A 26450-nucleotide genomic window follows, 5' to 3' on the forward strand; every position below is an offset into this window, starting at 1 on the left:
CAGAAGATCCGGGTGGATGCCCGTGGGGAGATCCTGGAGCTGAAGGAGACCATCAACACGATGGTCGATCAGCTGTCGGCCTTCGCCGACGAGGTCACGCGGGTGGCCCGGGAGGTGGGCACCGAGGGCAACCTGGGCGGCCAGGCCACGGTCCGGGGCGTGTCGGGCACCTGGAAGGACCTCACCGACAACGTCAACGTCATGGCGTCGAACCTGACGAGCCAGGTGCGCAGCATCGCGCAGGTGGCCACCGCCGTCGCCCGCGGCGACCTGTCGCAGAAGATCACCGTCGAGGCCAAGGGAGAGGTGGCGGCGCTCGCCCAGACGATCAACACCATGGTCGACACGCTGAGCGCGTTCGCCGACGAGGTCACCCGCGTGGCCCGCGAGGTCGGCACCGAAGGCCAGCTCGGCGGCCAGGCCCGCGTCCCGAACGTGGCCGGCACCTGGAAGGACCTCACCGACAACGTCAACTCGATGGCCGACAACCTGACCAACCAGGTGCGCAGCATCGCCCAGGTCACCACGGCCGTCGCCCGCGGCGACCTGACCAGGAAGATCGACGTCGACGCCCGGGGCGAGATCCTGGAACTGAAGACCACCATCAACACGATGGTCGACCAGCTGTCCTCCTTCGCCGCCGAGGTCACCCGCGTGGCCCGCGAGGTCGGCAGCGAAGGACGGCTCGGCGGCCAGGCCGAGGTCGAGGGCGTGTCCGGCACCTGGAAGCGGCTGACGGAGAACGTCAACGAGCTGGCCGCCAACCTGACCCGGCAGGTGCGCGCCATCGCCGAGGTCACCAGCGCGGTCACCTCCGGCGACCTGACCCGCTCGATCACGGTCGACGCCGAGGGCGAGCTGGCCGACCTGAAGGACAACATCAACTCGATGGTCAAGTCGCTGCGCGAGACCACGACCGCCAACGAGCAGCAGGACTGGCTCAAGTCCAACCTCGCCCGCATGTCCGGTCTCATGCAGGGCCACCGTGACCTGGCGGCCGTCGCCGAGCTGGTGATGAACGAGCTGGCCCCGCTGGTCAGCGCCCAGTACGGCGCGTTCTTCCTGGCCGAGGAGAACGAGCTCCAGCTCATCAGCGCCTACGGCTACCCGGCCGACCCCGGCAGGCCCACGAGGTTCCGGCTCGGCGAGGCGCTGGTCGGCCAGGCCGCCCGCAGCCGCCGGGTCATCGCCGTCGACGACGTGCCCTCCGGCTCCGTCCGGATCTCGACCGGCCTCGGCACGATCGAGCCCGCCTCGGTCGTGGTGCTGCCGATCGTGGTCGAGGAGCAGGTGCTCGGCGTGATCGAGCTGGCCTCGGTGCAGGCGTTCACGCCGGTCCACCGGGCCTTCCTCGACCAGCTCATGGAGACGATCGGCGTCAACCTCAACACGATCGTGGCCAACGCCCGCACCGACGAGCTGCTGGCCGAGTCGCAGCGGCTCGCGGCCGAGCTGCAGGCCCGGTCGGAGGAGTTGCAGCAGCAGCAGGAGGAGCTGCAGCGCTCCAACGCCGAGCTGGAGGAGAAGGCCACGCTGCTGGCCCGCCAGAACCAGGACATCGAGACCAAGAACCTGGAGATCGAGCAGGCCAGGCAGGAGCTGGAGGACCGCGCCCACCAGCTGACGCTGGCCTCGACGTACAAGAGCGAGTTCCTGGCGAACATGAGCCACGAGCTGCGCACGCCGCTCAACTCGCTGCTCATCCTGGCCCAGCTGCTGGCCCAGAACCACACGCGCAACCTGACGCCCAAGCAGGTCGAGTACGCCGAGATCATCCACTCGGCCGGCTCCGACCTGCTCCAGCTGATCAACGACATCCTCGACCTGTCCAAGGTCGAGGCGGGCAAGATGGACATCAACCCCGAACGCGTGCCGTTGCGCCAGCTCCTCGACTACGTCGAGGCCACGTTCCGGCCGATGACGTCGCAGAAGAGCCTCGACTTCACGATCACGAACGCCCCCGGCATCCCGGTGGAGGTCGTGACCGACGACTCGCGCCTGCGCCAGGTGCTGCGCAACCTGCTGTCGAACGCGGTCAAGTTCACCGAGACCGGCAGCGTCGAGCTGCGCATCGAGCCGGCCGCCCAGGACGAGTTGCCCGCCTCGGTGCGCCAGCACGGCGCGGCCATCGCCCTGCGGGTGGTCGACACCGGCATCGGCATCGCCGCCCAGCAGCTGGAAGCCATCTTCGGCGCGTTCCAGCAGGCCGACGGCACCACCAGCCGCAAGTACGGCGGCACCGGCCTCGGCCTGTCCATCAGCCGCGAGATCGCCCACCTGCTCGGCGGCGCGATCGGGGCGCAGAGCACGCCGGGCCAGGGCAGCGTGTTCACCCTCTACCTGCCGATCGCCCGGCCGGACTTCATCGGGCTCTCCCCGAAGAAGGCCCTGGCCGACCCCTCGGTCATCGTCGAGGCCGCCCGCGTCGCCACGCCGGAGCAGGAGGCGGCCGCGCCGGCCAGGCCCCACCAGCCGCAGCCGCGCCGCCTGCTGGTCATCGAGGAACGGCCGCAGGGCCTGCTCTCGCACGTGGCCGAGAGCGTGGTGACGGAGCTGGCGCTGAGCAAGGACGAGACGATCGAGATCGTCACGGCCGCCGGAGCGCAGGAGGCCGCGGCCACGCTCGCCGCCGACCCCTGCCACTGCATCGTGCTCGACCTCGACCTGCCCGACCAGAGCGCCTACCGCCTGCTGGAGGCCATGGACGGCGACCAGGGCCTGAACTCGGTGCCGGTCCTGGCCTACAACAACTGGCGGGCCAGCTCCCAGCAGGCGGTGCCGTTGCAGACGCGCGAGGGCGGCCAGCCGCTGGAGCTGCTGTCCAGCCTCGACGAGCTGCGCGAGCGCATCGCCCTGCACCTGACCGCCGACCAGCCCGGCGACGTGCTGCCGCTGATCCGGGCCGGGAACGTCAACCAGGTCGCCGGGGCCGAGATCGACACCTCGCTGACGGGCCGGACCGTGCTGATCGTCGACGACGACGCCCGCAACCTGTTCGCGCTGACCAGCATGCTGGAGGTGCACGGCATCGACGTGCTGCACGCCGAGGACGGCCGCAAGGGCATCGACACGCTCGTCGCCCACCCGCAGATCGACCTGGTGCTGATGGACGTGATGATGCCCGAGATGGACGGCTACACCGCCACCGCCCGCATCCGCGCGATGGCCCAGTACGCCGACCTGCCCATCATCGCGGTCACGGCCAAGGCGATGCCGGGCGACCAGGAGAAGGCGCTGGCGGCCGGCGCGAGCGACTACGTGACCAAGCCCGTCGAGGCCGACCATCTCGTCGAACGCATCCGCCACTGGCTCGGCGCCTGACCCGTCCCCCTCAAGGAGCAACGCAGTGCACCAGCAGCACGATCCGGCGGCCGCCGTGCCGCCGGAGCGTACCGAGCCGCCCAACCTCGGCCGTCTGGCCGCGACGGTCGCCCGCCTGCACAACCAGATCCTGGAGGCCCAGCGGGCCGCCGAGGGCCGCGCCCTGGTCGAGGTGGCCAAGGGCGTGCTCGTCGAGCGCCTGCAGTGCAGTCTGGCCACCGCCGCCAGACAGCTCGCCACCCTGGCCGAACAGGCGGGCGTGACGCAGCTCGAACTGGCCGCCGACATCATCAACCAGGCCGCCCATGACCGCATCAGCGAGGCCGCCCGCGACTTCCTGGACTCGACCCGCGCCGAGGAGTCGGCGGAGGTGGCGGTGCGGCTGCGCACCGCCGAGAACGGGGCGCTGACCGCCACCGACGCGCAGGCCGTGGCGCAGTCGTTGCTGGAGCACGCCCTGTCCGCGCTCGGCGCGACGACGGTCGCCATCTGGGAGGCCGGGCCGGACGCGTCGCTCACCCTGGCCGGGTACGCGGGGCTGGCCGACGAGGAGGCCAGGCGCTGGCGTTACGTGCCGCCGGGCGTGGCCACGCCGGCCCGCCGCGCGCTGCTGGCCCGCGGCACGGTGTGGCTGGACGACCTGGCCGCCGTCGGCCTGCCCTCGATCGGGCAGCGACAGACCCCCGGCGCGCGGGCGACCGCCCCGGCCGGCACGGGCGGCCGGATCCTGGGCGTGCTGGAGATCGGCTGGCCGGACGCGAGGCCGCAGCCCGACCCGCGGGTCATCAAGCAGATCGAGGTGCTGGCCGACCTGTGCGCCCACACCTTCGAGACCGCCGACCAGGCGGTCCCCGAGCCCCAGGTCGTGCCCGAGCTGGTCGACCTGGCCGACGCGCTGCCGGACTCGACGCTGGTGCTGCGCCCGCAGCTGGGCACCGAGGGCCGGCTGACCGACTTCCGGATCGTGCACGCCAACCCCCGCTTCCTCGACCCGGCCGGGCGGCCGCGCGGCGAGGTCGTCGGGAGCCTGTTCCTGGAGGCGTACCCGCTGGCCGCCGAGGAGGGCGCGCTGCTGGCCAGGATCGAGCACGTGCACGCCACGGGCGAGACCTTCAGGGCCGAGAAGATGACGCTCACGGCCATGGTGGACCAGATCCCGCTGCACACCGTCGCGGGCGTCGCGATCATCCGGCTCGGTGACAGCGTGCTGCTCATCTGGCGGCTGCAGGACCAGGACACCCAGCTCGCCAACCTGCTCCAGCACGCCCAGCGTCTCGGGCGCATCGGCGGCTTCGAGGAGAACCTGCTCACCGGCGAGATCGTCTGGAGCGCCCAGCTCCACGACCTGTACGGCATGTCCCTCGACGAGCCGCCCATCCCGCTGGAACGCCTGGCCTCGCACGCCCACCCCGACGACGCCGTGGCCATCGGCCGGTTCGTCCGGGCCGTGCTGCACCACCGCCGTCCGGCCTCCACCGCCTACCGGCTGCAGCGGTCCGACGGCACCGTCCGGCACATCAGGGTGGTCGCCGAGCCCGTCTTCGACGACAGCGGCCTGCTGCTGTCCATCCGCGGCGCCTACCAGGACATCTCCTCCCAGCACTGGACAGAGGTGGCGCTGGCCGCCACCCGTGACCAGCTCGCCCACACCGAGCAGCAGGCCGCCGAGCGCAACCGGCTGGCCCTGCAGCTCCAGCAGGCGATCATGCCGCCGAGCCGGGAGCCGCTGGAGGCGTTCGACCTGCAGATCGCCGTACGCTACCGGCCGGCCGAGAAGGAGCACCTGGTCGGCGGCGACTGGTACGACGCGGTCGTGCTGCCCACCAAGCAGATCCTGCTGTCGGTCGGCGACGTCGCCGGGCACGGCATCGAGGCGGCCACCGGCATGGTCGTGCTGCGCAACGCGCTGCGCGGCCTGGCCGCCACCGGCGCCGGGCCGGCCCAGCTGCTGACCTGGCTCAACCTGGTCGCCCACCACCTGACCGCGAACGTCACGGCCACCGCGATCTGCGGGCTGTTCGACCCCCGCACCCGGGTGCTGCGCTACGCCAGGGCCGGGCACCTGCCGCCCATCCTGGTCCGCGACGGCCAGGCCAGGGAGCTCGACCTGACCAAGGGCCTGCTGCTCGGGGCGGTCGCCGAGGCCGAGTACGAGGAGACGCACGTCCAGCTCGCCTCCGACGACATCCTGCTCATGTACACCGACGGCCTGATCGAACGCCGGGACGTCAACCTGCACGAGTCCCAGCAGCGGCTCCTGGACACCGCCCGGCACCCCGCGGCCACCCTGGAGCAGCGCCTCGACCACCTGCTGACGCACAGCAACTCCGACACCGACGACGACACGTGCATCATCGGCGCCCGCCTCCAGTAGCCGTCCGCGCCGCGCCCGCCCCGGCCGCGCCCCGGGACGCCGGCCGGGGCGGGCGTTTGCCGGGCTTTCGTCTGGTAAGCAACCGTAGCCGGGTCCCCCGCCACGCCACACCCAGGCAGGACTGATCAGACCATGGGCATGGAACCGGAGCTACGCTGTCCCATCAGCACCGATCTCGACGCCATCCGCCGCCTCGTGCGCGACCACGCCGGCCGCGCCGGGCTGTCCGGTGAGCGCCTGGACAACTTCGTGCTGGCGGTCAACGAGGCGGTCACCAACGTCCTCGACCACGGCGGCGGCACCGGCACCGTGGTGGCCCGCACCGGCTCCGGCGGCGTCACGGTGGAGATCTCGGACGAGGCGGGCCGGCTCAGCGCCGCCCACCTGGCCGCGGCCGAACACGGCCGCGCCCACTCGGCGGGGTTCGGCTTCGGCCTGTGGCTGATCCAGCACCTGTGCGACCGCGTCGAGCTCGACCAGAGCCCGCGGGGCTCCCGGTTACGCCTGCACATGAGCGTGCGCACCGCCCACGACCGGCCGCCCGGCACCCTCGTCCATCAGGGCTGCGACCCCGCCGAGCCCGGCCCGGCCCGGCCGGATTTCCCGGAACCCTAGGATGAGGCAATTTCCCGGAACCCTAGGATGAGGCAGGTGAAATACATGCTGCTCATCTACAGCAACCCCGCCGCCCAGCAGGCCGTCGCCGACGGGTTCGACCAGGTCATGGCCGAGGTCGACGCGCTCATGGCCGAGCTGGAGGCCAACGGCGAGCTGGCCGGGGGTCAGGCGCTGGGCGACCCCGCCTCCTCCAAGACCGTGATGGTGCGCGACGGCGTGCCCGCCGTCACCGACGGCCCCTTCCTGGAGGCCAAGGAGTACCTGGCGGGCTACCTGATCGTCGACTGCGCGAGCGTCGAGCGGGCCACCGAGATCGCCGCGCGCTGGCCGGACGCGCGACTGTGCGCCATGGAGGTGCGGCCCGTCATCGACGAGGTGGCGGAGTGATCGAAGGGCTGCTGCGCGAGCTGGCGCCGCAGGTGCTCGGCGTGCTCGTCCGCCGTTACGAGCAGTTCGACGCCTGCGAGGACGCCGTCCAGGAGGCCCTGCTCGACGCCGCCGTGCAGTGGCCCGAGCAGGGCGTGCCGGACAACCCGCGGGCCTGGCTGATCACGGTCGCCTCCCGCCGGGTCATCGACCACTTCCGCAGCGAGAGCGCGCGCCGGCGGCGGGAGGAGAGCGCGGCGGTCGCCGTCCCGGCCGACGAGTTCGTCGAGCCGGCGCCGGGCGAGGAGCGCACGCCGTCCGGCGACGACACGCTGACGTTGCTGTTCCTGTGCTGCCACCCGTCGCTGTCGGAGCCCTCGCAGCTCGCGCTCACGCTGCGGGCCGTGGGCGGCCTGACCACGGCGCAGATCGCGGCGGCGTTCCTGGTGCCGGAGGCGACGATGGCCCAGCGCATCAGCCGGGCCAAGCAGCGCATCAGGTCCACGGGGGTGCCGTTCGGGCCGCCGCCGGAGCCGGAGCGGGCCGAGCGGCTGCGCGTGGTGCTGCACGTGCTCTACCTGATCTTCAACGAGGGTTACACCGCCACCTCCGGGCCCGACCTGCAGCGGCCCGAGCTGACCGGCGAGGCGATCCGGCTGGCCCGGCTCGTCCACCGGCTGCTGCCCGGCGACGGCGAGGTCGCCGGGCTGCTGGCGCTCATGCTGCTGACCGAGGCGCGGCGGGCGGCGCGCACCGGGCCGGGCGGCTCGCTGGTGCCGCTGGCCGAGCAGGACCGCTCGTCGTGGGACCGGCGGCTGATCGAGGAGGGCGTCGAGCTGGTCAGCAAGGCGCTGGCCACCAGCGCGCTGGGCCCGTACCAGTTGCAGGCGGCGATCGCGGCCGTGCACGACGAGGCGCCCACCGCCGCCGAGACCGACTGGCCGCAGATCCTGGCGCTCTACGGCGTGCTGGCCGGGCTGGAGGACAACCCGGTGGTCCGGCTCAACCAGGCCGTGGCCGCGGCCATGGTGCACGGGCCGCGGGCCGGGCTCGACCTGCTCGACGGCCTGGCCGCCGACGACCGGCTCGCGGGCCACCATCGGCTGGCCGCGGTCCGCGCCCACCTGCTGGAGATGGAGGGCGACGCGGAGGGGGCGGCGCTGGCCTTCCGCGAGGCGGCCCGGCGTACGCTCAGCCTGCCTGAGCAGCGCTATCTGGAGGGCAAGGCCGCCCGGCTGGCTTGACAACGATTTTTTTCGGTGCGATCGTTTCAGGCATGCACGAAGTGGCAGTGATCGAAGACGCGGCGGCCGCCGAGGCGTCGCTCGACCCGATGCGGTCGAAGTTGCTGGCCGAGCTGGTCGAGCCGGGCTCTGCCACGTCCCTGGCCGCCAAGGTGGGCCTGGCCCGGCAGAAGGTCAACTACCACCTGCGCACCCTCGAACGCCACGGGCTGGTCGAGCTGGTCGAGGAGCGCAGGAAGGGCAACGTCACCGAGCGCGTCATGCAGGCCGCGGCCGCCTCCTTCGTGATCTCCCCCACGGCCCTGGCCGCCGTGCAGCCCGATCCCGCCCGGTCCCCCGACCGGCTGTCGGCGCGCTGGTTGCTGGCCCTGGCGGCGCAGCTCGTCCGCGACGTCGGCACGCTGATCACCGGCGCGGCCAAGGCGCAGAAGAAGGTGGCCACGTTCGCCATCGACGGCGAGGTGCGCTTCGCCTCGGCCGCCGACCGGGCCGCGTTCGCCGAGGAGCTGACGCAGTGCGTGACCTCGCTGGTCAGCAAATATCATGACGAGTCCGCGGAAGGCGGGCGGGACCATCGTCTGATCGTCGCCGTGCACCCGTCCGTGAAGAAGGGCTCCTGAGGTGGGGCACGAGTTCGAGATCCCCCTGGAGTCCCTGGTCGAGGCGACGCCCGAGCAGGTGTGGGCGGCCATCACCACCGGGCCGGGCATCGACTCGTGGTTCATGGGCCGCAACGAGGTCGAGGGCGGCGCGATCCGCACCGCCTTCGCCGGGGCCGAGCTGCCCGAGTCCAGGGTGACCGCCGAAGACCCGCTCAAGCGTTTCGCCCACTCCGGCGTCCCGGGCCCCGACGGCCGGTTCGTGGCCTACGAGTTCCTGCTGGAGGGCCGCGGCCAGGGCAGCACCCTGCTCCGCATGGTCACCAGCGGCTTCCTGCCCGGCGACGACTGGGAGCAGGAGTACGAGGCGATGTCCACGGGCGTGGCCCTGTTCTTCGCCACGCTGACGGAGTACCTCGGCCACTTCGCCGGCCGGGCCGCGACCCCGCTCACCGAGGCCGGCCCGCCGGTGAGCGACTGGCCGCGCGCCTGGCGGGCCCTGTACGCCGCCCTCGGCGGCCGCCCCGAGCCCGGCGACGCCGTCCGGCTCGCGCCGCCCGGCCTGCCCCCGGTGCAGGGCGTGGTCTACTTCCGCAACGCCCAGACCGTCGGCGTGCGCGCCCCCGACGCCCTCTACCGGTTCGTCCAGGGCATGGGCGGCAGCATGCTGGCCATGCACCTGCTGTTCGGCGACCCCGCGGGGCAGGCTCCGGCCTGGCGGGCCTGGCTGGAGGATCTGCCCGCGGATCGGGCATGACTTCCGGATGAACGTGGTGGCGCTGTCCGACACCCACGCGCCCCGGCGGTGGCGCGCCTGCCCGCCCCGGGTGGCCGAGCACCTGCGCGGGGCCGACGTCATCCTGCACGCCGGCGACGTCTGCGTGCGCTCGGTGCTCGACGAGCTGGCCGCCTACGCCCCGGTGCACGTGGTGAAGGGCAACAACGACGGCCCCGACGTGGTGGCGCCGGAGACGCTGGAGCTGACCCTGGAGGGCCTGCGGATCGGGATGATCCACGACAGCGGGCCCGCCAAGGGCCGCCTGGCCCGGCTGCGCCGCCGCTTCCCCGAGGCCGCCCTGGTGGTCTTCGGCCACTCGCACATCCCGCTCGACGAGTCGGGCGAGGGGCTGCGCATCTTCAACCCCGGCTCCCCCACCGACCGCCGCCGCCAGCCGCACGGCACGATCGGGCTGCTGACCGTCGAGGACGGCGTGCTGACCCGCGCGGAGATCGTGCCCGTCAGCTGAGCGGCTCGACGGTGACGGGCACGCCGTTGAGCGCCGCCGTACCGGTGAGCTCGTCCAGGAGGCGGGGGTCGGTGAGGTCGTTGGCGCTGGCGCCGCCGAGCGTGGCCGCGACCGACAGCAGCACGCCCGGCCCGTCGTGGCCGTAGCCGTGGGGCAGGCTGACCACGCCGGGCATGACGTCCTCGCTCGCGCTGACCTCCACCGTCACCTCGCCGCTGCGGGAGCGCACCCGGACCGGCGCGCCGTCGGTGAGCCCGCGGGCGCGCAGGTCGGCGGGGTGCATGAGCAGGTGGTGCCGGGGGCGGCCCTTGGCCAGCCGGGCGGAGTTGTGCAGCCAGGAGTTGTCGTCGCGCAGGTGCCGGCGGCCGATCAGCAGCAGCCCGGGAGGGGCGGCGGTCAGCAGCTCGGCGCGGGCGCGGTCGAGCCCGTCGAGCAGGACGGGCGGCGCGGCCTGGACGCGACGGCCCGGCGTGCGCAGCCGGCCGGGCAGGCTCGGTTTGAGCGGGCCCAGGTCCAGCCCGTGCGGGTGGCGGCGCAACCGCGCCACGCTCAGCCGGTACGGCCCCGCCCGCAGCCCGAGGTCCACGATCCGCTCCGGCGAGAGCCGCAACATGAGCCGGTCGGACAGCGACCCGGCCCGGACCAGGCGGCGGTATCGCCGGGCCAGCTCGCGCAGGATCTCCCAGTCGTGCCGGGCGCCGGGTGTCCTGGGCAGCACGGCCGGGGTGTAGCGGGCGTGGTCGCGGACCGCGACGAGGTTGAAGACGAGGTCGTAATGGTCGCGTTCGAGCAGGTCGGTGGGCGGCAGGATGACGTCGGCGTGCCGGGTGGTCTCGTTGACGTAGAAGTCGAGGCTGACCATGAAGTCGAGCCCGGAAAGGGCCCGCGACAGCTCGTGCCCGCCGGGGGCCGAGCGCACCGGATTGCCGGCGATGGTCACCAGCGCCCGCACCTGCCCCTCGCCGGGCGTGCGGATCTCCTCGGCCAGCGCCGCGGCGGGCAGCTCGCCGCCGAACTCCGGCAGGCCGCGCACCCGGCTGCGCCACCTGCCCTCGTGCCCGGGGTCGATCAGGCGGTTGCGCACCGGGTCGACGGCCGGCCTGCTCATCAGCGTGCCGCCGGGCCGGTCGAGGTTGCCGGTGACCAGGTTCAGCAGCTGGATCCCCCACTGGCACAGGGTGCCGAACCGCTGGGTGGACACGCCGATCCGGCCGTAGGCGGCGGCGCCGGGGGCGGCGGCGAACTCGGCCGCGATCCGGGTGATCACCTCGGCCGGCACGCCGGTGACGGCCGCGGCCCGCTCCGGCGTGAACGCCTCCAGCGCCGGGGCCAGCCGGTCGAGCCCGTCCACGTAGGGCGCGGGACGGGCGGCGCCGCCGGCGACGATCAGTCTGACCATGGCCAGGATGAGCGCGGCGTCGGTGCCGGGGCGGACGAAGTGGTGCTCGTCGGCGAGGCGGGCGGTCTCCGTGCGGCGCGGGTCGAACAGCACCATCCGGCCGCCGCGGGCGCGCAGGTCGCGGATGCGCCGGACGACGCCGGGCGCGCTCATCACGCTGCCGTTGGAGACGGCCGGGTTGGCGCCGAAGGCCAGGAAGTAGGCCGTGCGGTCGATGTCGGGCACGGGGAGCAGCCACTGGCTGCCGTACAGGTGGCGGGCGACGTACTGGTGCGGGAGCTGGTCGAGGGAGGCGGCGGAGTAGCGGTTGCGGGTGCCCAGCAGGCGGGCGAACGGCGGCGCGTGCGTCAGCGCGCCCAGGCTGTGGACCACCGGGTTGCCGAGGTAGACGGCGACGGCGTCGGGGCCGTGCACGATGCGCGTCCCGGCCAGCCGGGCGGCGACCCGGTCGAAGGCGTCCGCCCAGGAGACCTCGCGCCAGCCGTCCGGGGTGCGGACCACGGGTCGGCGCAGCCGGTCGGGGTCCTCGCGCACGTCCTGCAGGGCCACGGCCTTGGGGCACAGGTGCCCGGCCGACAGCGGGTCGTCCTCGTCGCCGCGGATGCCGGTGATCCGGTCGCCGTCCAGGTCGACGCGCAGGCCGCACATGGCCTCGCACAGGTTGCAGGTCGCGAGCCGGGTCACCATGTGACCAGGCTATGAGCGGACGCGCCCGTCCCCGAGACGCCACCCCGGCGACCGTCCGGCAGGTCGGCGCGGTGTGCGCGGCTCGGGGCCGGTCAGGCGCCGCGGTCGCGGGTCAGGGCGCCGCCCGCCATCGGCGGCAGGGGCCGGTCGTGCAGCCACGCGGTCAGCAGCGCGCCGGCCGGGACGTGCCGCTCGGCGTGCGCGGCGAACTCCCGCGTGGTGACGCTGCCGTACCGGCGGCTGTCGGCCCAGGAGCGCAGGATCGTGAAGAACGCCTGGTCGCCGGCCGTCCGGCGCAGGGCGTGCAGGGTCAGCGCGCCGCGCTTGTAGACACGGTCGTCGAACAGCGTGGCCGGGCCGGGGTCGGCCAGCACGAAGTCCTGCGGCAGCGCGGCGAGCCTGCGGTGCCAGCGCAGCGCGTGCTCGTCCGCGGGCGGGCCGCCCGAGCGCTCCGACCACAACCACTCCGCGTACGTGGCGAACCCCTCCTGCAGCCAGATGTCGGCCCACCCCGCCACGGTGAGGCTGTTGCCGAACCACTGGTGGGCCAGCTCGTGCGCGACCAGCCGCTCGCAGCCGCGCGCGCCGTCGACGTGGTTCCTGCCGAAGATCGACATGCCCTGCGCCTCGACCGGGATGTCGAGGTCGTCGTCGGCCACGACGACGGTGTAGCCGCTGAACGGGTAGGGCCCGAACAGGTCGCCGAACAGCGCCATCATCTCGCCCTGGCGGCCGAAGTCGTGCCGGACGCGGGCGGCCAGCCGCGCGGGATGGGCCAGGCGCGTGCCGCCCGCCTCCGAGAGCTGGTAGCGGCCGATCTGCACGCTGGCCAGGTACGTCGCCATCGGCTCGGCCTGCTCGTAGACCCACGTCGTGGTCCCGGACGCCCGCCGCCGGGCGGTCAGCACGCCGTTGGCGATCACCTGGTACGCCGGCGCCGTGGTCACCGAGATCCGGTAGGCCGCCTTGTCGTCCGGCCGGTCGTTGCACGGGAACCAGGAGGGCGCGCCGATCGGCTGACCGGCCACGAGAGCGCCGTCGGTCAGCTCCTCCCAGCCGAGCCCGCCCCACGGGCTGCGCACCGGGACGGGCGTGCCCGCGTACCGCGCCTCGACGACGGCCCGCTCCCCGGCGGCCAGCGGGCCGGGCAGGGTGAGGCGCAGCTTGCCCTGGCCGTGCGTGTGGCGGACGGCCCGGCCGTCCACCGTGACGCCCTGCACGCGGAAGTGGCCGAGGTCGAGACCGAGCTCGCCCAGCGGCTCGGCGGCGCGGACCGTCAGGCGGGCCGTGCCGTCGAGCCGGTTGGCCGCGACCCGGTAGTGCAGCGCCAGGTCGTAGTCCTCGACCGCGTACCGGTGGTCGCCGTGCCCCGGGAAGTACGCCGTCATCGCCACGCCGAGACGGGGTTGCCGAACCACCGGCTGCCGCCGGGCAGCGCCTCGCCGCGCATGACCAGGGACGCCGGCCCGACCGTCGTGCCGGCGCCCACCCGCGCGGCGGGCAGGACGACGCCGTGCGGGCCGAGCGTCGCGCCGGCCTCCAGCGTCACCGTGTCGATGCTCATGACCCGGTCGTGGAACAGGTGCGTCTGGAGCACGCATCCCCGGTTGACGCACGCGCCGTCGCCGAGCGTCACCAGATCCGCCTCCGGCAGCCAGTACGTCTCGCAGGTGACCCCACGTCCGATGCGTGCCCCCAGGGAGCGCAGCCACACGTTCAGCGGGGCGGTTCCCAGCCACGGCTGGGCGAACCAGGGCGCGGCCAGCACCTCGACGAAGTTGTCCGCCAGCTCGTTGCGCCACACGAACGAGCTCCACAGCGGCCTGTTCCCGGCCCTGATCCGGCCGACCAGCGCCCATTTGGCGGCCGTCGCGACCGCCGCGGCGAGCACCCCGGCGGCCAGCACGACCAGCCCGCCCAGCGCGGCGGCCACGGCGAAGCCGTGACCCGCGGCCAGCCACTCGAACGCGGCCACCGCCAGCACGGCCAGCGCGACCACGCCCATCGCGGGCACCACCCGGCACACCTCGACCAGCGCCCGCGCCGCCCGGTACCGCGCGGGCGGGTCGTAGGTCCTGCTGCGGTCGGCCTCCTCGGCGGTGCGGCGCAGCTCCATGGGCGGCATGCCGACGTACGAGGAGCCCGACTTGGCCTTCTTGGGCGTCGCCGACAGCACGCCGACCAGGCCGTCCTTGGGCACCTTGCGGCCGGGGGCGGTCATCCCGGAGTTGCCGAGGAAGGCGCGCTTGCCGATCCGCGCCGAGGCCAGGCGCATCCAGCCGCCGTCCAGCTCGTACGGGGCCACCATGGTGTCGTCGGCCAGGAAGGCGCCGTCGCCGACGGAGGTCATCGTGGGCAGCGCGAGCACCGTGGACAGCTCGGCGCCGCGGCCCACCTTCATGCCGAGCGCCCGCAGCCAGACGGGCGTCAGGACGCTGGCGTACAGCGGGAACAGCCACACCCGGGCCGAGGCCATCAGCCGGCCGGTCACCCACGCCTGCCAGGCCGGACGGCTGTGCACCGGGTGGTGACCGGGGTGCAGCCCGAGGCCGAGCAGCCGCACGCCGGCCAGCGTGACCAGCGCGAAGAAGGCCATGCCGGCGACCGTGGCCAGGGGCACGGCGGCCAGGGCGGCGGCCAGCGCGCCGCCGAGCGTGGGCTCGTCCCCGGCGAAGGCGGCCAGGACGGCGAGCGCGACACCGGCCGCGGCCACCGGGAGCAGGCTGAGCACGATCGCGCTCACCCCGTACAGCGCGACCCATGGGCGCGAGCGGGCGGCGCGTTCGGCCGGCCGGGAACGGCGCGGCTTGCCCTGCCGGAAGGCCGGGACGCCGGCCCAGCGCTCACCCGACGGGACCGTCCCGGCCACCGCGGAGCCGGGGGCGACCTGCGCGTTCTTGCCGACGCGCGCGCCGGGCAGCAGGGTGGAGCGGGAGCCGACGGTGGCGCCCGCGCCGATGCGGATCTCGCCGACGTGCAGCACGTCGCCGTCGTACCAGTGGCCGGACAGGTCGACCTCCTGCTCGACGGAGGCGCCCCTGCCGAGCTTGAGCAGGCCGGTGATCGGCGGGGGCGAGTGCAGGTCGGCGTCCGGGCCGACGGTGGCGCCGAGCAGTCGGGCGTACCAGGCCATCCACGGCGCGCCGGCCAGGTCGGGCACGCCGAGCCGTTCGGCGAACCGCTCGGCGAACCACAACCGCAGGTGCACGCCGCCGCCGCGCGGGTGGGCGCCGGGGCGCACGCCGCGCAGCAGCAGCCGGGCGACCGCCGCCGACAGGCCCATGCGTCCCATGGGGGTGACGAACGCCAGCGCGCCGAGCGTCACCCACCACCACGACAGCCGCGGCGCCCACGGCGGGGCCAGCACATTGCCGAGGGCGGCCAGCGGAACGACCCAGCGCAGCGCGCCTACGGTGAGCAGCGGGATCATGAGCGCGGTCTGCGCCAGCGCGGCGCGGGCCGGCATGGGGGCGGCCGCGGCGTGCGCGGGAGCCGGCGTCCCGCCCCTGGCGGCCAGCAGCTCGGCCAGCCCGGCGAGGGTCGGGTGGGCGTAGACGTCGCCGACGGCCACGTCGGGGTGGGTGGCCCGGAGCACGGAGACCAGGCGGGCGGCGGCCAGGCTGGTGCCGCCGTCGGCGAAGAAGTCCGATCCGGGCCCTTCCGGGCGCACGCCGAGGATCTCGGTCCACTGCGCGGCCAGCAGCGCCTCGGCCGGGGTCAGGGCGGTGTCCGCGGGGGCCGGGCCGTCCAGCGGCCACGGGAGCGCGTCCCGGTCGATCTTGCCGGAGGTCCTGGTGGGCAGGGCGTCCACGGGGGCCAGGCGGGGCACGAGCGCGGCGGGCAGCGAGCCGGCCAGCAGCTCGCGGGCCCGTCCGGCGTCGAAGCCGGGACCGGTGACGACGTAGCCGACGAGCACCTGGTGGCCGCCGCCCGCGGTGCGGACGGCCGCGGCCGCGCCGGTGACGCCCGGCAGCGCGTTCAGCGCGGCGTCCACCTCGCCGAGCTCGATCCGGCGTCCGCCCAGTTTCACCTGGTCGTCGGCGCGGCCGGCGAAGACGAGGCCCTCGGGCTCGGCGCGGACGAGGTCGCCGCTGCGGTAGGCGCGCGCCCAGCCCAGGGACGGCAGCGGCGCGTACTTCTCGGCGTCCTTGGCCGGGTCGAGGTAGCGGGCCAGGCCCACGCCGCCGATGATCAGCTCGCCGGTCTCGCCCATGGCGACCGGCTCGCCCGCGCCGTCCACGACCGCCAGGTCCCAGCCGTCCAGGGGCAGGCCGATGCGTACGGGCCCCTCGCCCGTCAGGCGGGCGGCCGAGGCCACCACGGTCGCCTCGGTGGGCCCGTAGGTGTTCCACACCTCGCGGCCGGGCACGGCCAGCCGTTCGGCCAGCTCGGGCGGGCAGGCCTCGCCGCCGAAGATGAGCAGCCGGATGCCGTCGAGGTGCGCGGCGGGCCAGAGCGCGGCCAGCGTCGGCACGGTCGAGACGGCGGTGACGCCCTGCCCGGCCAGCCAGGGGGCCAGGTCCATGCCGGTGCGCACGAGCGCCCTGGGGGCGGGCACCAGGCAGGCGCCGTGCCGCCAGGCCAGCCACATCTCCTCGCAGGAGGCGTCGAAGGCCACCGACAATCCGGCCAGCACCCGGTCGCCCGGGCCGAGCGGCCGCTCCTGGAGGAAGAGCCCGGCCTCGGCGTCGGCGAACGCGGCGGCCGAGCGGTGCGTCACCGCCACGCCCTTGGGCCTGCCGGTGGAGCCGGAGGTGAAGATGATCCAGGCGTCGTCGTCCGGGGTGGGCCGCTCGGGCGTGGCGGCCGTGGCCGCCCGGCGGACCCGCGGGACCGGGCCGCCGTCGAGCACGGCGTCCACGGCGGCCTCGGCGAAGACGAGTTCGGCGCGTTCGTCCGGGTCGTCGGCGTCCACGGGGACGTACGCGGCGCCGGCCGCGAGCACGGCGAGGATGGAGACGTACAGCTCGGCGGTGCCGGAGGCGATGCGCACGCCCACCCGGGAGCCGCGCCCGACGCCGGCCGCGGCCAGCTCGGCGGCGACCCGGCCGACTTCGGCCCGCAGCGACCGGTAGTCCAGGCAGACGGCGCCGTCGTCCAGCGCGGGCGCGCCGGGGTGGCGGCGGGTAGTCTCGTCGAGGATGTCGATCAGGGTGCGGGGCGGCGCGGCCAGCACGCCCGCCGGGTAGACCGCCGACGCGGTCCTGAATCCTAAGTCTGCCGAGTCGGTGCGCAAACGCTGCTCCTTCGGTCGGGCGGTCGGCCCCGGCCCGTCAATGCCGCGGGCTGCCACTGGCGTGGCGTTCGCGCCACCTCCGTTCGCAACGGTCGGCGATTCGCCAACTATTCCACGATGTGACGGAGATCGCCGTGCCCGGCGGGGGCCGGGCGGGTCAGCGCAGCCAGGCGTCGACGGCGGCCAGCAGGTCCGCCTTGAGGGCGTCCGGGGCGAAGGAGGCCCTGATCGAGGCGCGGGCCAGCTCGGCCAGGACGTCGTCGCCGTACCCGAAGACCTCGCGCAGCCGCAGGTACTCCTCGGCCAGCCCCGTCTCGCCGTCGGTGTTGACCGTGACCGCGAGCCCGGCCTCGCGCAGGCGCGGCAGCGGGTGCTCGGCCAGCGACGGCACCAGCCCGAGCAGCACGTTCGACGTGGGGCAGACCTCCAGCGGGACGCCCCGCTCGCGCACCTCGGCGACCAGCGCCGGGTCGTCCAGCACCCGGATGCCGTGGCCGAGCCGCTCGGTGCGGCCGAGGTCCAGCGCCTCGCGGATGCTCGCCGGCCCGGCCGCCTCGCCCGCGTGGTGCACCAGGTGCAGGCCCGCGTCCCCGGCCGCGGCGAACACCTCGGCGAAGGGGGCCAGCGGATGGGCCTCGTCGCCCGCGAGCCCGAGCCCGATCACCTCGTCGTAGCGGGTGGCCAGCTCGTACGTCCGCCACAGCCGCTCCAGGGGCCGCCGCCTGGAGTGGTCGAGCAGCACGCGGGCCTCGATGCCGTACCGCCTGCCCTCGGCCAGGCCGTCGAGCACCGCCTCCAGCGGCATCTCCGGAGCGCCCAGCCGTTCGCCGTGGGCGGCGGCGGTGAAGGTGACCTCTACGTAGCGGGTGCCCTGGGCGGCCTCGTCCTCGCAGAACTCCAGGGCGAGGCGCCGGAAGTGCTCGGGGGTGCGCAGCAGGTTGCGCACCTTGGCCCGCTGGTCGGCGAACTCGCGGAAATCGGCGAACGGGCCGTCGGGCTCGGGCGGGCCGCCCAGTTCGCGCACGGTCGCGGGCCGTACGGTGCTCTCCAGGTGGACGTGCAGGTGGGCCTTGGGCAGCAGGCGGAGGTCTCTCACTCTCCGGGAGGTTAGCGCCGGGTGATGCGGATTTTCGACTGCTTATGCGGGCCCTGCTCCCAGTCGTCCATGAACGTCGCTTTCAGTCCGTATTTGCGGGCCAGCTCGACCAGCGTCTCGGTGCGGTAGTAGAAGTCCTCGCGCAGGACGTGGTGCTCCTCGCCCTCGGTCCGGTCGAAGGTGAAGTCGAACCAGCCGTCCGGTTTCATGACGCGGCCCACGTTGGCGAAGCACTCCTCGATGACCTCGATCGGCGAGTGCGAGAAGACGCTGTGGGCGTGCACGACGTCGAAGTACTCGTCCGGCAGGAACGCCAGCCGCAGGTCGCGCACCGGCGCCAGATAGGGCAGCTTGTCCTGAAGGGCGTGCTTCTCGATCGTGTCCTGGGCGGCCAGCAGGATGTCGGGCGAGATGTCGATGCCGTAGTAGTTGCCGGTGAACAGGTAGCCGATGAACAGCCGGCCGGCGCGCAGGTTGCCGCAGCCGATCTCCAGCATCCGGCAGTCGGGCTTGAGCCCGTGCTCCACCAGGTAGTCGAACTGCATGCGTCCCAGGGCGAGCCAGCGCCGGTGCCGGTGCGACCCCACGGCGCCCTCGGGGTCGCGGGCCGTGTCGGACCTCATGACGGCGCGGTAGTAGGTGACGTGGTCGGGGCTGCGGAGCCGGAACCAGGTGTCGCGGGCCAGCCGGCGCAGGTGGGGAGCGATCCTGTGGGGGTGCCGGAACGCGTAGGCGGCCTGGTGGACGAGGCTCGTACGGGAGCGTTTCACGTTGGGCAGAGTAGGTCCGGCCCACCCGGCCCGCTCCAGGCTCCACACACTCCAGAGCGCCCCTTTACCTGCCCTTTCCCACCCCTGGACCGCTCTCCCCGTGGGCGACGGGGGACGTCGCCGCGGCACGCGGGTGCTCGGGTGGCCGTCGCCGGGGTGGACGGAGGTCGTGCCTGTCGCGGGTCGCGCCGGCGTCGCGGCGGCTGGTTCGGTCGACGAGGCGGTGACGCTCCACGTCCACGCGGCGAGCCGTGCTCGGCGTGTCGCGTGATGCTGCTCCCGGGCGCCAACGATCGGCTCCGGCAGCGGCGTTGTGGGCGGGGCTGTCAGCTCAGGTAGTCGCGCAGCGCCATGGCCCGGGAGGGGTGGCGCAGCTTGGACATGGTCTTGGCCTCGATCTGCCGGATGCGCTCACGGGTGACGCCGTAGACGCGGCCGATCTCGTCGAGGGTGCGCGGCTTGCCGTCGGCCAGGCCGTAGCGCATCGTGATCACGCCCGCCTCGCGTTCGGAGAGCTGGTCGAGCAGGCTGTGCAACTGCTGCTGCAGCAGCGTGAAGGAGACCGCGTCGGCCGGGGAGACGGCCTCGGTGTCCTCGATCAGGTCGCCGAACTCGCTGTCGCCCTCCTCGCCGAGCGGCGTGCTGAGGGAGATCGGCTCCCGGCCGTAGCTCTGCACCTCCGACACCCGCTCGACGTCGAGATCGGTCTCGGCGGCGATCTCCTCGGGGGTGGGCTCGCGGCCCAGGTCGGACTGCAGGCGGCGCTGCACGCGGGCCACCTTGTTGATCAGCTCGACCATGTGGACGGGGATGCGGATCGTCCGGGCCTGGTCGGCCATGGCACGGGTGATGGCCTGCTTGATCCACCAGGTGGCGTAGGTGGAGAACTTGTAGCCGAGCCGGTAGTCGAACTTCTCGATCGTCCGGATCAGGCCGAGGTTCCCCTCCTGGATCAGGTCGAGGAAGAGCATGCCGCGGCCGGTGTAACGCTTGGCGATGGAGACGACGAGCCGGAGGTTGGCCTCCAGCATGCGGCGCTTGGCACGAAGGCCGTCGTCGGCGATCCACTCCAGGTCGGCACGCAGGTCGGAGGGCAGGCCAGGCTCGCTGTCGAGCCGTTCCCTGGCGAACAGGCCGGCCTCGATGCGCTTGGCGAGCTCGATCTCCTGCTCGGCGGTGAGCAGCGGGACGCGCCCGATCTCCTTCAGGTAGGTCTTGACCGAGTCGGCGCCGACGGCCGTGCCACCGTCGGCGATGGTGTCGTCCAGTTCGAGAACCTCTGCTGCTTGGGACAAAATTCTCTCCTCGCTCGCGTTGGGTGGACGCTCAGTGACTGAGCCGGCCTGCGGGCAGGGCCGGCGGGAAACGTAGCGGGCCGATAGGCGTCGGGACCTTCAGGGCATGAGGGAACGGAAGAAGCGGGGCCTGGCAGGGCCGTCTCTGACCAGGCTACCCAACACTTCCTCGAACGTGGCTTCGACGAAAACACGATCACCGCTGACCCGCCGCCCACATCCACCCCCTGACCAGCGCCCCGACCCCGTCCCCTCGCCTTCACCTCCTCCGATCGACGGCACTCCAGAAGACGCCCGCCCTCTCGCCCTGGTTCATGGCGACGGGCGCCCCACCTGAACATCCCCGTTGCGACGCCATGATCACGTGCGGTATTGATCACGGATGTCCTTGATACGGGTGATCACGGCCGTGGCCGAGCTGCTCGACAAGACCTCGCGGATGCGTCCGGGCCGCTCGTGGGACGATCCCGCGCTGGAGCAGGCGCTGCGCCAGGTGCGGGCCGGGCGGCTGGAGGCCGGCCTGGAGCTGGTCCGCCAGGCGCGCGACGACCACGAGTCGCGTGCGCTGCGCGTCGAGCAACTGGGGATCGCCGCCCGCGCGCACACCGAGGCGCTGCTCCGGCTGGCCGGCGACGACCCCGACGCGTTGCTCTGGCTCGGCGCCGCCCGGATCCAGCAGGCGTGGGCGATCCGCGGCGGTTCCTCCGCCGCGCACGTGAGCGACCAGCGCTTCGCCCGCTTCCACGAGGTGCTGGCGCACGCCGCCGCCCCGCTGCGGCAGGCCGCCGAGGCCCGTCCGGACGATCCCGTTCCGTGGGAGCGGCTGCAGTGGCACGCGCTCGGCGCGCAGGCCGGCCGGCAGGAGCTCGACCGCCTTTGGACGGAGCTGACCGCCCGCGCCCCGCACCTGTATGCCGGGCACCGCACCCGCGTCCAGGTGCTGTGCGCCAAGTGGCACGGCTCCGACGGCGAGGTGCTGGCCTTCGCCCGCCACGCGGCGGACGCGGCGCCGCCGGGCGACCCGGTGACGGCGACGCTGGCGCTGGCCCACTTCGAGGTCGTGTGGAGCCGGATCGGCGAGTCGGAGCGTACGGCGCGGCAGGTTCTCGAAGGCTACTTCGGCGACCCTGAGGTGGCCGGCCCGCTGGTGGCGGCGGCCGGCAAGTGGCGCGAGGGCGGCCGGCCGCATCCGCGGGCGCTGGACGCCGCGCACCTGTTCGGCGCGGCGCTCTACCACGGCGGCCACCTCACCGGCGCGCAGCGCCTGCTGGAGGGCGTGGGCAGGCGGATGCCGGAGACCCAGCCGTGGGCGGTCGGCAGCCTGCTGCCGGGCCGCCACTACGCCCGCGTGCGGCGGGACCTCGGCCTCGCCTAGCCTGGCACGCCCGCGCGCCCGCTGAGCGTGAGCAGCGCTCGCGGGTCGAGGGAGGCGCGAGCGCTTCACCAGGTGGGGCGGCAAGGTGCGGGTGACGGCCCCACCCGCCAAGCAGGTCTACTCGCGCGGCAGGAGCGGCAGCTGACTCGCGCCTGCCGCAGCCGGTGACGGACTCTTCACGGTGTTGCCCGGCGGCATCACCCCACGGCGTCCGCGACCGGCCAGAACCGCGGCGAACGGCACACCCATGTGCCTCTCTCCGGCTGGCCGTCATTTGCCCGGGGAAAGGAGGCTTTCCAGTGTCCGCGGCAGTGGATACACCCGTTCGGCGGGGAGCAGCCGCTGGGCCTTGGCGGCGTGTCCGGTTTGCGTCAACACCGTGGCCTTGCGGACCTGAGGAGTCAGGTCGGTGAGGCTGACGATCCAGTCGTCGGTGAAGGTGCGGATCAGCCTGCGGCCGATGCCGACCTGGATGCTGTAGTGGTTCAGTGCCGCGCCGCGCGACGAACGTTCCGGGTCCCACTGGACATGTACGGCCGCCTCGGCCACAGCCGCCGGATCCGCGGTCGTGAGCACGGCCTGGGACAAGGCCTCCTCCCACCCCTGCCGGGTCATCCGCACTGCGAGAACGCGCTCCTGACCGGGTTTGCGGGCCCAGTTGCTGCGATGCATGAGCCACAGGAACGAGGGCTTGATCCAGGTCATCCGGTGAAACGAGAACGGCGCAACGAAACGGCCCGCTCGCAGCGCCGCGTCGGCGATGGCAGGCGCGTACGCCTGGTAGACCACGATCGTGTCAGCGTCGTAGTCCGCGCGAATCTGGTACTGGGGTGCCATGCGCTGCACCCTGCCATCAGGCGCACTCACATCGCGAAGCCTTTTCGCCTCCGGTCAGAGCGACTCGCTGACGGCTGTTTCGAGCGATTCGATCCAGGACGCGAAGTCCGCGGCCACGACGTCGAAGCCCGCAGGGTCCAGATCGCCCAGATCGGAGGAGAACACGGCGGAGTCCGGGTCGTCGGCACGCAGCAGGAATCCGCAGCCGCCGCTGTCGTCGCCGACGAGGAGGAATCCTGGCGCATACCGCGCGACCTCGTGAGTGGCGTTGCGTTCACCGATGTCCCCCGCCGAGTACACCACCACACCGGACTCCGTGTGCAGGCCGTCCCGCACCCGCCACAGCGCCACCAGCGGAGCCGGAAGGCTCGCGGCTGCGACCAGCGCTCTCGCGACCAGCCCTACTGGCCGGCTGACCGCGGCGAACCGAAGCCGGCGTCCGATCTCGCCTTCCAGCGCTTCTGTTCTTCGAGCCAGTGCACGTAGCGCGGCGAGGCGTTACGCAGGTCGACGCTGAGGGGATAGGGGTCGTGCTCGTCCAGGAGCAGCATGCGCAGGAATTCGACCATGCCGCAGGGGAAGAGCGTGAAGTCCTCGCGGGTGTGCCGGCCGCAGACCAGGACGGGCCACCGGTCGGGGTCGGGGTCGGTGGTCAGCCAGCACAGGATGTCGGGGCCCGAAGTGATGCCCCAGGCGAGGATGTGGTCCGGGTCGATGTCGAGCCCTTCCTGACCGCCCAGCATCTTCCAGATGTCACGGGCGTTCTCCGTCTCCTCCTCGAACGTCCCGGGGTCCCACTGGATGTACTCCTTGGGCAGCGGCATGAGGATGCCGACCTCGGCGAACGAGCCGGCGCCATAGACGGACATGAAGGCCATGTAGTCACGCGGGAACCGCGTGCCCCACCGCGCCTCCGCCGCCGACCAGTCGATCTCCTCGTCCGCGCCGAGATCCGGAGGCAGGATCTCGGTCAGCGCTGCGATGCCTGTCGGGTCTTCCACGGCAATCCCTTCGACGACGTGGCCGGGGAGTCTACGAGGTCACACCGACACAACGCCGCGACGGGGTCGGTCGCACCGGGACCTAGAGGGCCGGCCATGCCCCGCGGCCCAACAGGTCGAGGACGAGTGCCGCGATGTTCCACGCGTCGTCCTCGCCGCGGTGATGGCGTCCCTCCAGCGGCAGTCCGGCGATCCGCAGAGCGTGATCCATGCCGGGTTTCCTGGGCAGCCCGTACGCCGCCGCGAACACGGCCTTGGCGTTGGTGTGGGTGCGTTCCGTCGGATAGCCGAACGGATAAGCCACCCCGTCGGCCTGACTCTGCCGAGCGAACTGCCGGCGGTCGTACTCGCCCCAGCTCGCCCACGGACGCTCCCCGGCGTCGTGCTCCTCGGCAAGGATCCGGCATGCCTCGGCGAAGGTGACACCCTGTTCCACCTCGGCTTGCGTCAGGCCGGTCAGTTCCGTGCAGAAGTCACTCACCGCCGATCGGACCGGCCGGACCAGGATGCGGTGCCGGGAGACCCTGCGCCGTGCTGACACGTCCACGACGGTGAGGCCGATCTCGATGATCTCGTTGACGGAGCCGGGCGGCGGCTGTCCGTCCCAGCAGGTGGCTTCCACGTCGATGACGTTCAACAGGCGGCGCATGGCCCGAGGGTAGGGATATGCACCCGGTTCCGGCACCTCGATTTCTCACCGCTCTCACCGACGCGACTGGCAGACCCTCTTCAGTTGGGTGGGGTGTGTTCGAGGGTGTGGGTGGTCGCGTCCGGTTCGGCGAAGGCGAGCAGTGCCAGGCCCTCCTCCTCCAGCACGTCCAGTGGCGTCGGCGCGGCGAAGGGGCTGATGAGGAGCTTGGCCTTCTTGCCGGACCGCTTGATCTGCCAGGTCCCCGCCGCGAACCCGTCCACCAGGTACGTGGCCTTGATCCGCAGGTTCTTGGTCGCCACCAGCGGCCTGAACTCGTCCGCCAGCACCCGCGTACGGTCGGCGTGCCCCAGGACGAGGTTGTCGAAGTCGGGCAGGAAGCGCACCGGCGCGGGCACGTCGCCGCCCGGCCGCGGCGCGCCGGGCAGGTCGAACAGTTCGCGTCCCGTCTCGTCGGCGAGCCTGTCCAGCTCCATCCCCTTCATGACGGCCCGCATCCCGCCCAGTCCCGACCAGGTCTGGACGTCGGCGGGCGTGGCCGGGCCGAACGCGGCGAGGTACCGCTCGACCAGGCGTTCCACGCTGGACGCCGGGTCCAGTTCGACGGCGGGCAGCCCGAAGGCGGACTCGCGCGGGAAGCTCCACCGGTCCTGCGTCGGCACCATGACCAGCGGCGTCATCATGCGGACGGCGTAACCGAGCACCCGCTCGTCCGCGCCGGGGAACTCCTTCAGCAGCAGCGGCCGCAGCTCGTTGAAGGTGAGCGGCCCGTCGGCGAGCAGCCGGTCGGCGACGGCGGCGACGGCCTCGAAGTCGACGCCCTCGAACCGGAGCGCCGCGGCGGCCAGCATGGGACGCAGCAGCGGTCGGAAGGACGCGTAGTCCTCCGCCGTCACCAGGTGCAGCGTGGCCCGCATCATCGTCGCCCGCACCAGGTCGCCGGCGTGCAGCGAGTCGTGCAGGTCGGCGCGCCGGAACCCGGCCAGCCGCGTCCACACCCCCAGGTAGGGCGGCCGCGGCTCCTGGGCCTGCAGCCCGGCCAGCCGGTGCACGACGTCGGCCGGGCGGCCCTCGTGCCGGGCGAGGAGGTGCTGCCGGGCCAAGGTGGCGCGGTTGAGGTCTCTGAGGGTGAGCATCTACTTATCATGCCTTTCCCCCTGGAGTCCGTACGTTCCTCCTATCCTGCGCTTTCCGATGGTTTCGCCTACCTTGACGGCGCGGCCGGCACCCAGACGCCACAGTCGGTGATCGACGCCATCTCCGCCGCCTACCGGGCCGGGCTCGGCAACGTGGGCGGCGCGTTCCCCGCCAGCCGCCGGGCGGACGAGATCGTCGCCGCCTGCCGTGCCGCCGTCGCGGACCTGGTCGGCGGCCGTCCCGAGGGCGTGATCCTCGGCCCGAACATGACGACGCTGACGTACCGGCTGGCCAGGGCGCTGACCGGGCCCGGCGACGAGGTGGTGGTCTCCAGGCTGGACCACGACGCGAACGTGCGCCCCTGGACCCAGACGGGCGCCGCCGTCCGCTGGGCCGAGGTGGACGCGGTGACCGGCGAGCTCCCGGTCGACCAGTACGCCGACCTGATCGGCGAGCGGACCAAGGTCGTCGCGGTGACGGCGGCCAGCAACATCCTCGGCACCCGTCCCGACGTGGCCGCCATCGCCGAGCTGGCCCACCGCGCGGGCGCCCTGCTGTACGTGGACGGCGTGCACGCCACCCCGCACGGCCCGGTGGACATGCGGGCGCTGGGCGCCGACTTCTACGCCACCAGCGCCTACAAGTGGTCGGGGCCGCACGTGGGGGCCGTCGTCGCCGACCCGGCGCTGCTGGAGACGGTCCGCCCGGCCAAGTTGCGGCCCTCCCCCGACACCGTGCCGGAGAGGTTCGAGACGGGTACGTCCGCGTTCGCCGACCTGGCCGGGGTCACCGCGGCCGTCGACCACCTGGCCGCCATGGTCCCCGGCGCCGGCACCCGCCGCGAACGTCTCCTCGCCTCGATGGCCGCCGCCGAAGAGCACGAGCTGGAGCTGTTCGCCGGCCTGATCTCCGGCCTGGAGACGATGCCCCACGTCACCCTGCTCGGCAAGCCCGCCAGGCGCACCGCGACCGCCTACTTCACCGTCGCCGGGCACACCCCGCGCCAGGTCGCCGAGCATCTGGCCGGGCTGGGGGTGAACGTCTGGAACGGCCACAACTACGCCTGGGAGCTGACCGGCGCGCTCGGCGTGCGCGACTCGGGCGGCGCCGTCCGCGCGGGCCTGGTCCACTACAACGACCGCTCGGACGTCGACCGCCTGCTGGAGGGGGTGGCCGCCCTCTCCTGACGGGCCCTCGGC

20 protein-coding genes and 1 pseudogene are annotated in these 26450 nt (G+C 73.4%); 10 read left to right on the forward strand and 11 right to left on the reverse strand.

From position 1 onward, the window contains the following. The 8 genes from AB0J76_RS40815 to AB0J76_RS40850 all read left to right on the forward strand — a co-directional run. Positions 1-3321, forward strand: a 3321-nt coding sequence (locus tag AB0J76_RS40815; RefSeq protein ID WP_364392814.1) for a HAMP domain-containing protein, incomplete at its 5' end; no start/stop codon positions are given. A gap of 25 nt (positions 3322-3346) precedes the next feature. Next, complete coding sequence (locus AB0J76_RS40820) at positions 3347-5695, forward strand: SpoIIE family protein phosphatase (RefSeq protein WP_352330563.1); 2349 nt, start codon at positions 3347-3349, stop codon at positions 5693-5695. A 138-nt stretch (positions 5696-5833) separates the two neighbouring features. Next, positions 5834-6310, forward strand: a complete 477-nt coding sequence (locus tag AB0J76_RS40825; protein ID WP_352331475.1) for an ATP-binding protein — start codon at positions 5834-5836, stop codon at positions 6308-6310. A 45-nt stretch (positions 6311-6355) separates the two neighbouring features. After that, complete coding sequence (locus tag AB0J76_RS40830; RefSeq protein WP_352331477.1) at positions 6356-6700, forward strand: YciI family protein; 345 nt, start codon at positions 6356-6358, stop codon at positions 6698-6700. Next, the gene (locus tag AB0J76_RS40835; RefSeq protein WP_364392819.1) at positions 6697-7923 is read left to right on the forward strand and encodes a sigma-70 family RNA polymerase sigma factor; all 1227 of its coding nucleotides are present in this window, start codon (positions 6697-6699) and stop codon (positions 7921-7923) included. Before AB0J76_RS40830 ends, AB0J76_RS40835 begins: the two co-directional genes overlap by 4 nt. Before the next feature lie 32 nt (positions 7924-7955). Further along, positions 7956-8543, forward strand: a complete 588-nt coding sequence (locus tag AB0J76_RS40840) for a helix-turn-helix domain-containing protein (RefSeq protein ID WP_352329958.1) — start codon at positions 7956-7958, stop codon at positions 8541-8543. A 1-nt stretch (position 8544) separates the two neighbouring features. Further along, positions 8545-9279, forward strand: coding sequence for an SRPBCC domain-containing protein (locus AB0J76_RS40845; RefSeq protein WP_352329956.1), 735 nt, complete (start codon positions 8545-8547; stop codon positions 9277-9279). A 7-nt stretch (positions 9280-9286) separates the two neighbouring features. Beyond that, positions 9287-9769, forward strand: coding sequence for a metallophosphoesterase family protein (locus tag AB0J76_RS40850; protein WP_352329954.1), 483 nt, complete (start codon positions 9287-9289; stop codon positions 9767-9769). Here the strand turns inward: AB0J76_RS40850 and AB0J76_RS40855 are convergent. The 6 genes and pseudogenes from AB0J76_RS40855 to AB0J76_RS40880 form a co-directional block, all read right to left on the reverse strand. Next, positions 9762-11855 (reverse strand): molybdopterin-dependent oxidoreductase, encoded by a 2094-nt coding sequence (locus AB0J76_RS40855; protein WP_352329953.1) that lies wholly within the window; start codon positions 11853-11855, stop codon positions 9762-9764. The genes AB0J76_RS40850 and AB0J76_RS40855 overlap by 8 nt on opposite strands. Positions 11856-11947: 92 nt before the next feature. Continuing rightward, the gene (locus AB0J76_RS40860) at positions 11948-13243 is read right to left on the reverse strand and encodes a M1 family metallopeptidase (protein WP_364392948.1); all 1296 of its coding nucleotides are present in this window, start codon (positions 13241-13243) and stop codon (positions 11948-11950) included. Continuing rightward, positions 13240-17091 carry a Pls/PosA family non-ribosomal peptide synthetase gene (locus AB0J76_RS40865; RefSeq protein WP_364392824.1) on the reverse strand — a complete coding sequence of 1284 codons (3852 nt, stop codon included), beginning with the start codon at positions 17089-17091 and terminating at the stop codon, positions 13240-13242. The genes AB0J76_RS40860 and AB0J76_RS40865 overlap by 4 nt, the downstream gene beginning before the upstream one ends. A gap of 157 nt (positions 17092-17248) precedes the next feature. Further along, positions 17249-18187, reverse strand: coding sequence for an adenosine deaminase (gene add, locus AB0J76_RS40870; protein ID WP_352326525.1), 939 nt, complete (start codon positions 18185-18187; stop codon positions 17249-17251). Between the two features lie 11 nt (positions 18188-18198). Further along, positions 18199-18957, reverse strand: coding sequence for a class I SAM-dependent methyltransferase (locus AB0J76_RS40875; RefSeq protein ID WP_352326527.1), 759 nt, complete (start codon positions 18955-18957; stop codon positions 18199-18201). A 326-nt stretch (positions 18958-19283) separates the two neighbouring features. Continuing rightward, positions 19284-20186 (reverse strand): annotated as a pseudogene (locus tag AB0J76_RS40880) (RNA polymerase sigma factor); the annotation flags it as partial. A gap of 448 nt (positions 20187-20634) precedes the next feature. Here AB0J76_RS40880 and AB0J76_RS40885 point away from each other — a divergent pair. Further along, positions 20635-21627, forward strand: coding sequence for a hypothetical protein (locus AB0J76_RS40885; RefSeq protein ID WP_352326529.1), 993 nt, complete (start codon positions 20635-20637; stop codon positions 21625-21627). Positions 21628-21897: 270 nt separating this feature from the next. Here the strand turns inward: AB0J76_RS40885 and AB0J76_RS40890 are convergent, their stop codons facing one another. The 5 genes from AB0J76_RS40890 to AB0J76_RS40910 all read right to left on the reverse strand — a co-directional run bounded on the left by AB0J76_RS40890 (position 21898) and on the right by AB0J76_RS40910 (position 25250). After that, a complete protein-coding gene (locus tag AB0J76_RS40890; protein WP_352326531.1) occupies positions 21898-22464 on the reverse strand; it encodes a DUF4291 domain-containing protein in 567 nt (188 codons plus the stop codon). 54 nt (positions 22465-22518) lie between these two features. After that, the gene (locus AB0J76_RS40895) at positions 22519-22815 is read right to left on the reverse strand and encodes a hypothetical protein (RefSeq protein ID WP_352326533.1); all 297 of its coding nucleotides are present in this window, start codon (positions 22813-22815) and stop codon (positions 22519-22521) included. Positions 22816-22865: 50 nt separating this feature from the next. After that, positions 22866-23465: an SMI1/KNR4 family protein gene (locus AB0J76_RS40900; RefSeq protein WP_352326534.1), complete on the reverse strand. Its 600-nt coding sequence runs from the start codon at positions 23463-23465 to the stop codon at positions 22866-22868. Positions 23466-23547: 82 nt separating this feature from the next. Next, positions 23548-24114, reverse strand: coding sequence for a 3'-5' exonuclease (locus AB0J76_RS40905; protein ID WP_352326535.1), 567 nt, complete (start codon positions 24112-24114; stop codon positions 23548-23550). Between the two features lie 80 nt (positions 24115-24194). Further along, positions 24195-25250, reverse strand: coding sequence for a winged helix DNA-binding domain-containing protein (locus tag AB0J76_RS40910; RefSeq protein WP_352326536.1), 1056 nt, complete (start codon positions 25248-25250; stop codon positions 24195-24197). A gap of 9 nt (positions 25251-25259) precedes the next feature. Here AB0J76_RS40910 and AB0J76_RS40915 point away from each other — a divergent pair, with 9 nt between their 5' ends. Further along, on the forward strand, positions 25260-26438 hold the full coding sequence (locus AB0J76_RS40915) for a cysteine desulfurase-like protein (protein WP_352326538.1): 1179 nt from the start codon (positions 25260-25262) through the stop codon (positions 26436-26438). The last annotated feature ends 12 nt before the right edge of the window (positions 26439-26450 follow it).

It is taken from the genome of Nonomuraea sp. NPDC049624 (assembly GCF_040675255.1).
In the GTDB taxonomy this organism is placed as follows: Bacteria; Actinomycetota; Actinomycetes; order Streptosporangiales; family Streptosporangiaceae; genus Nonomuraea.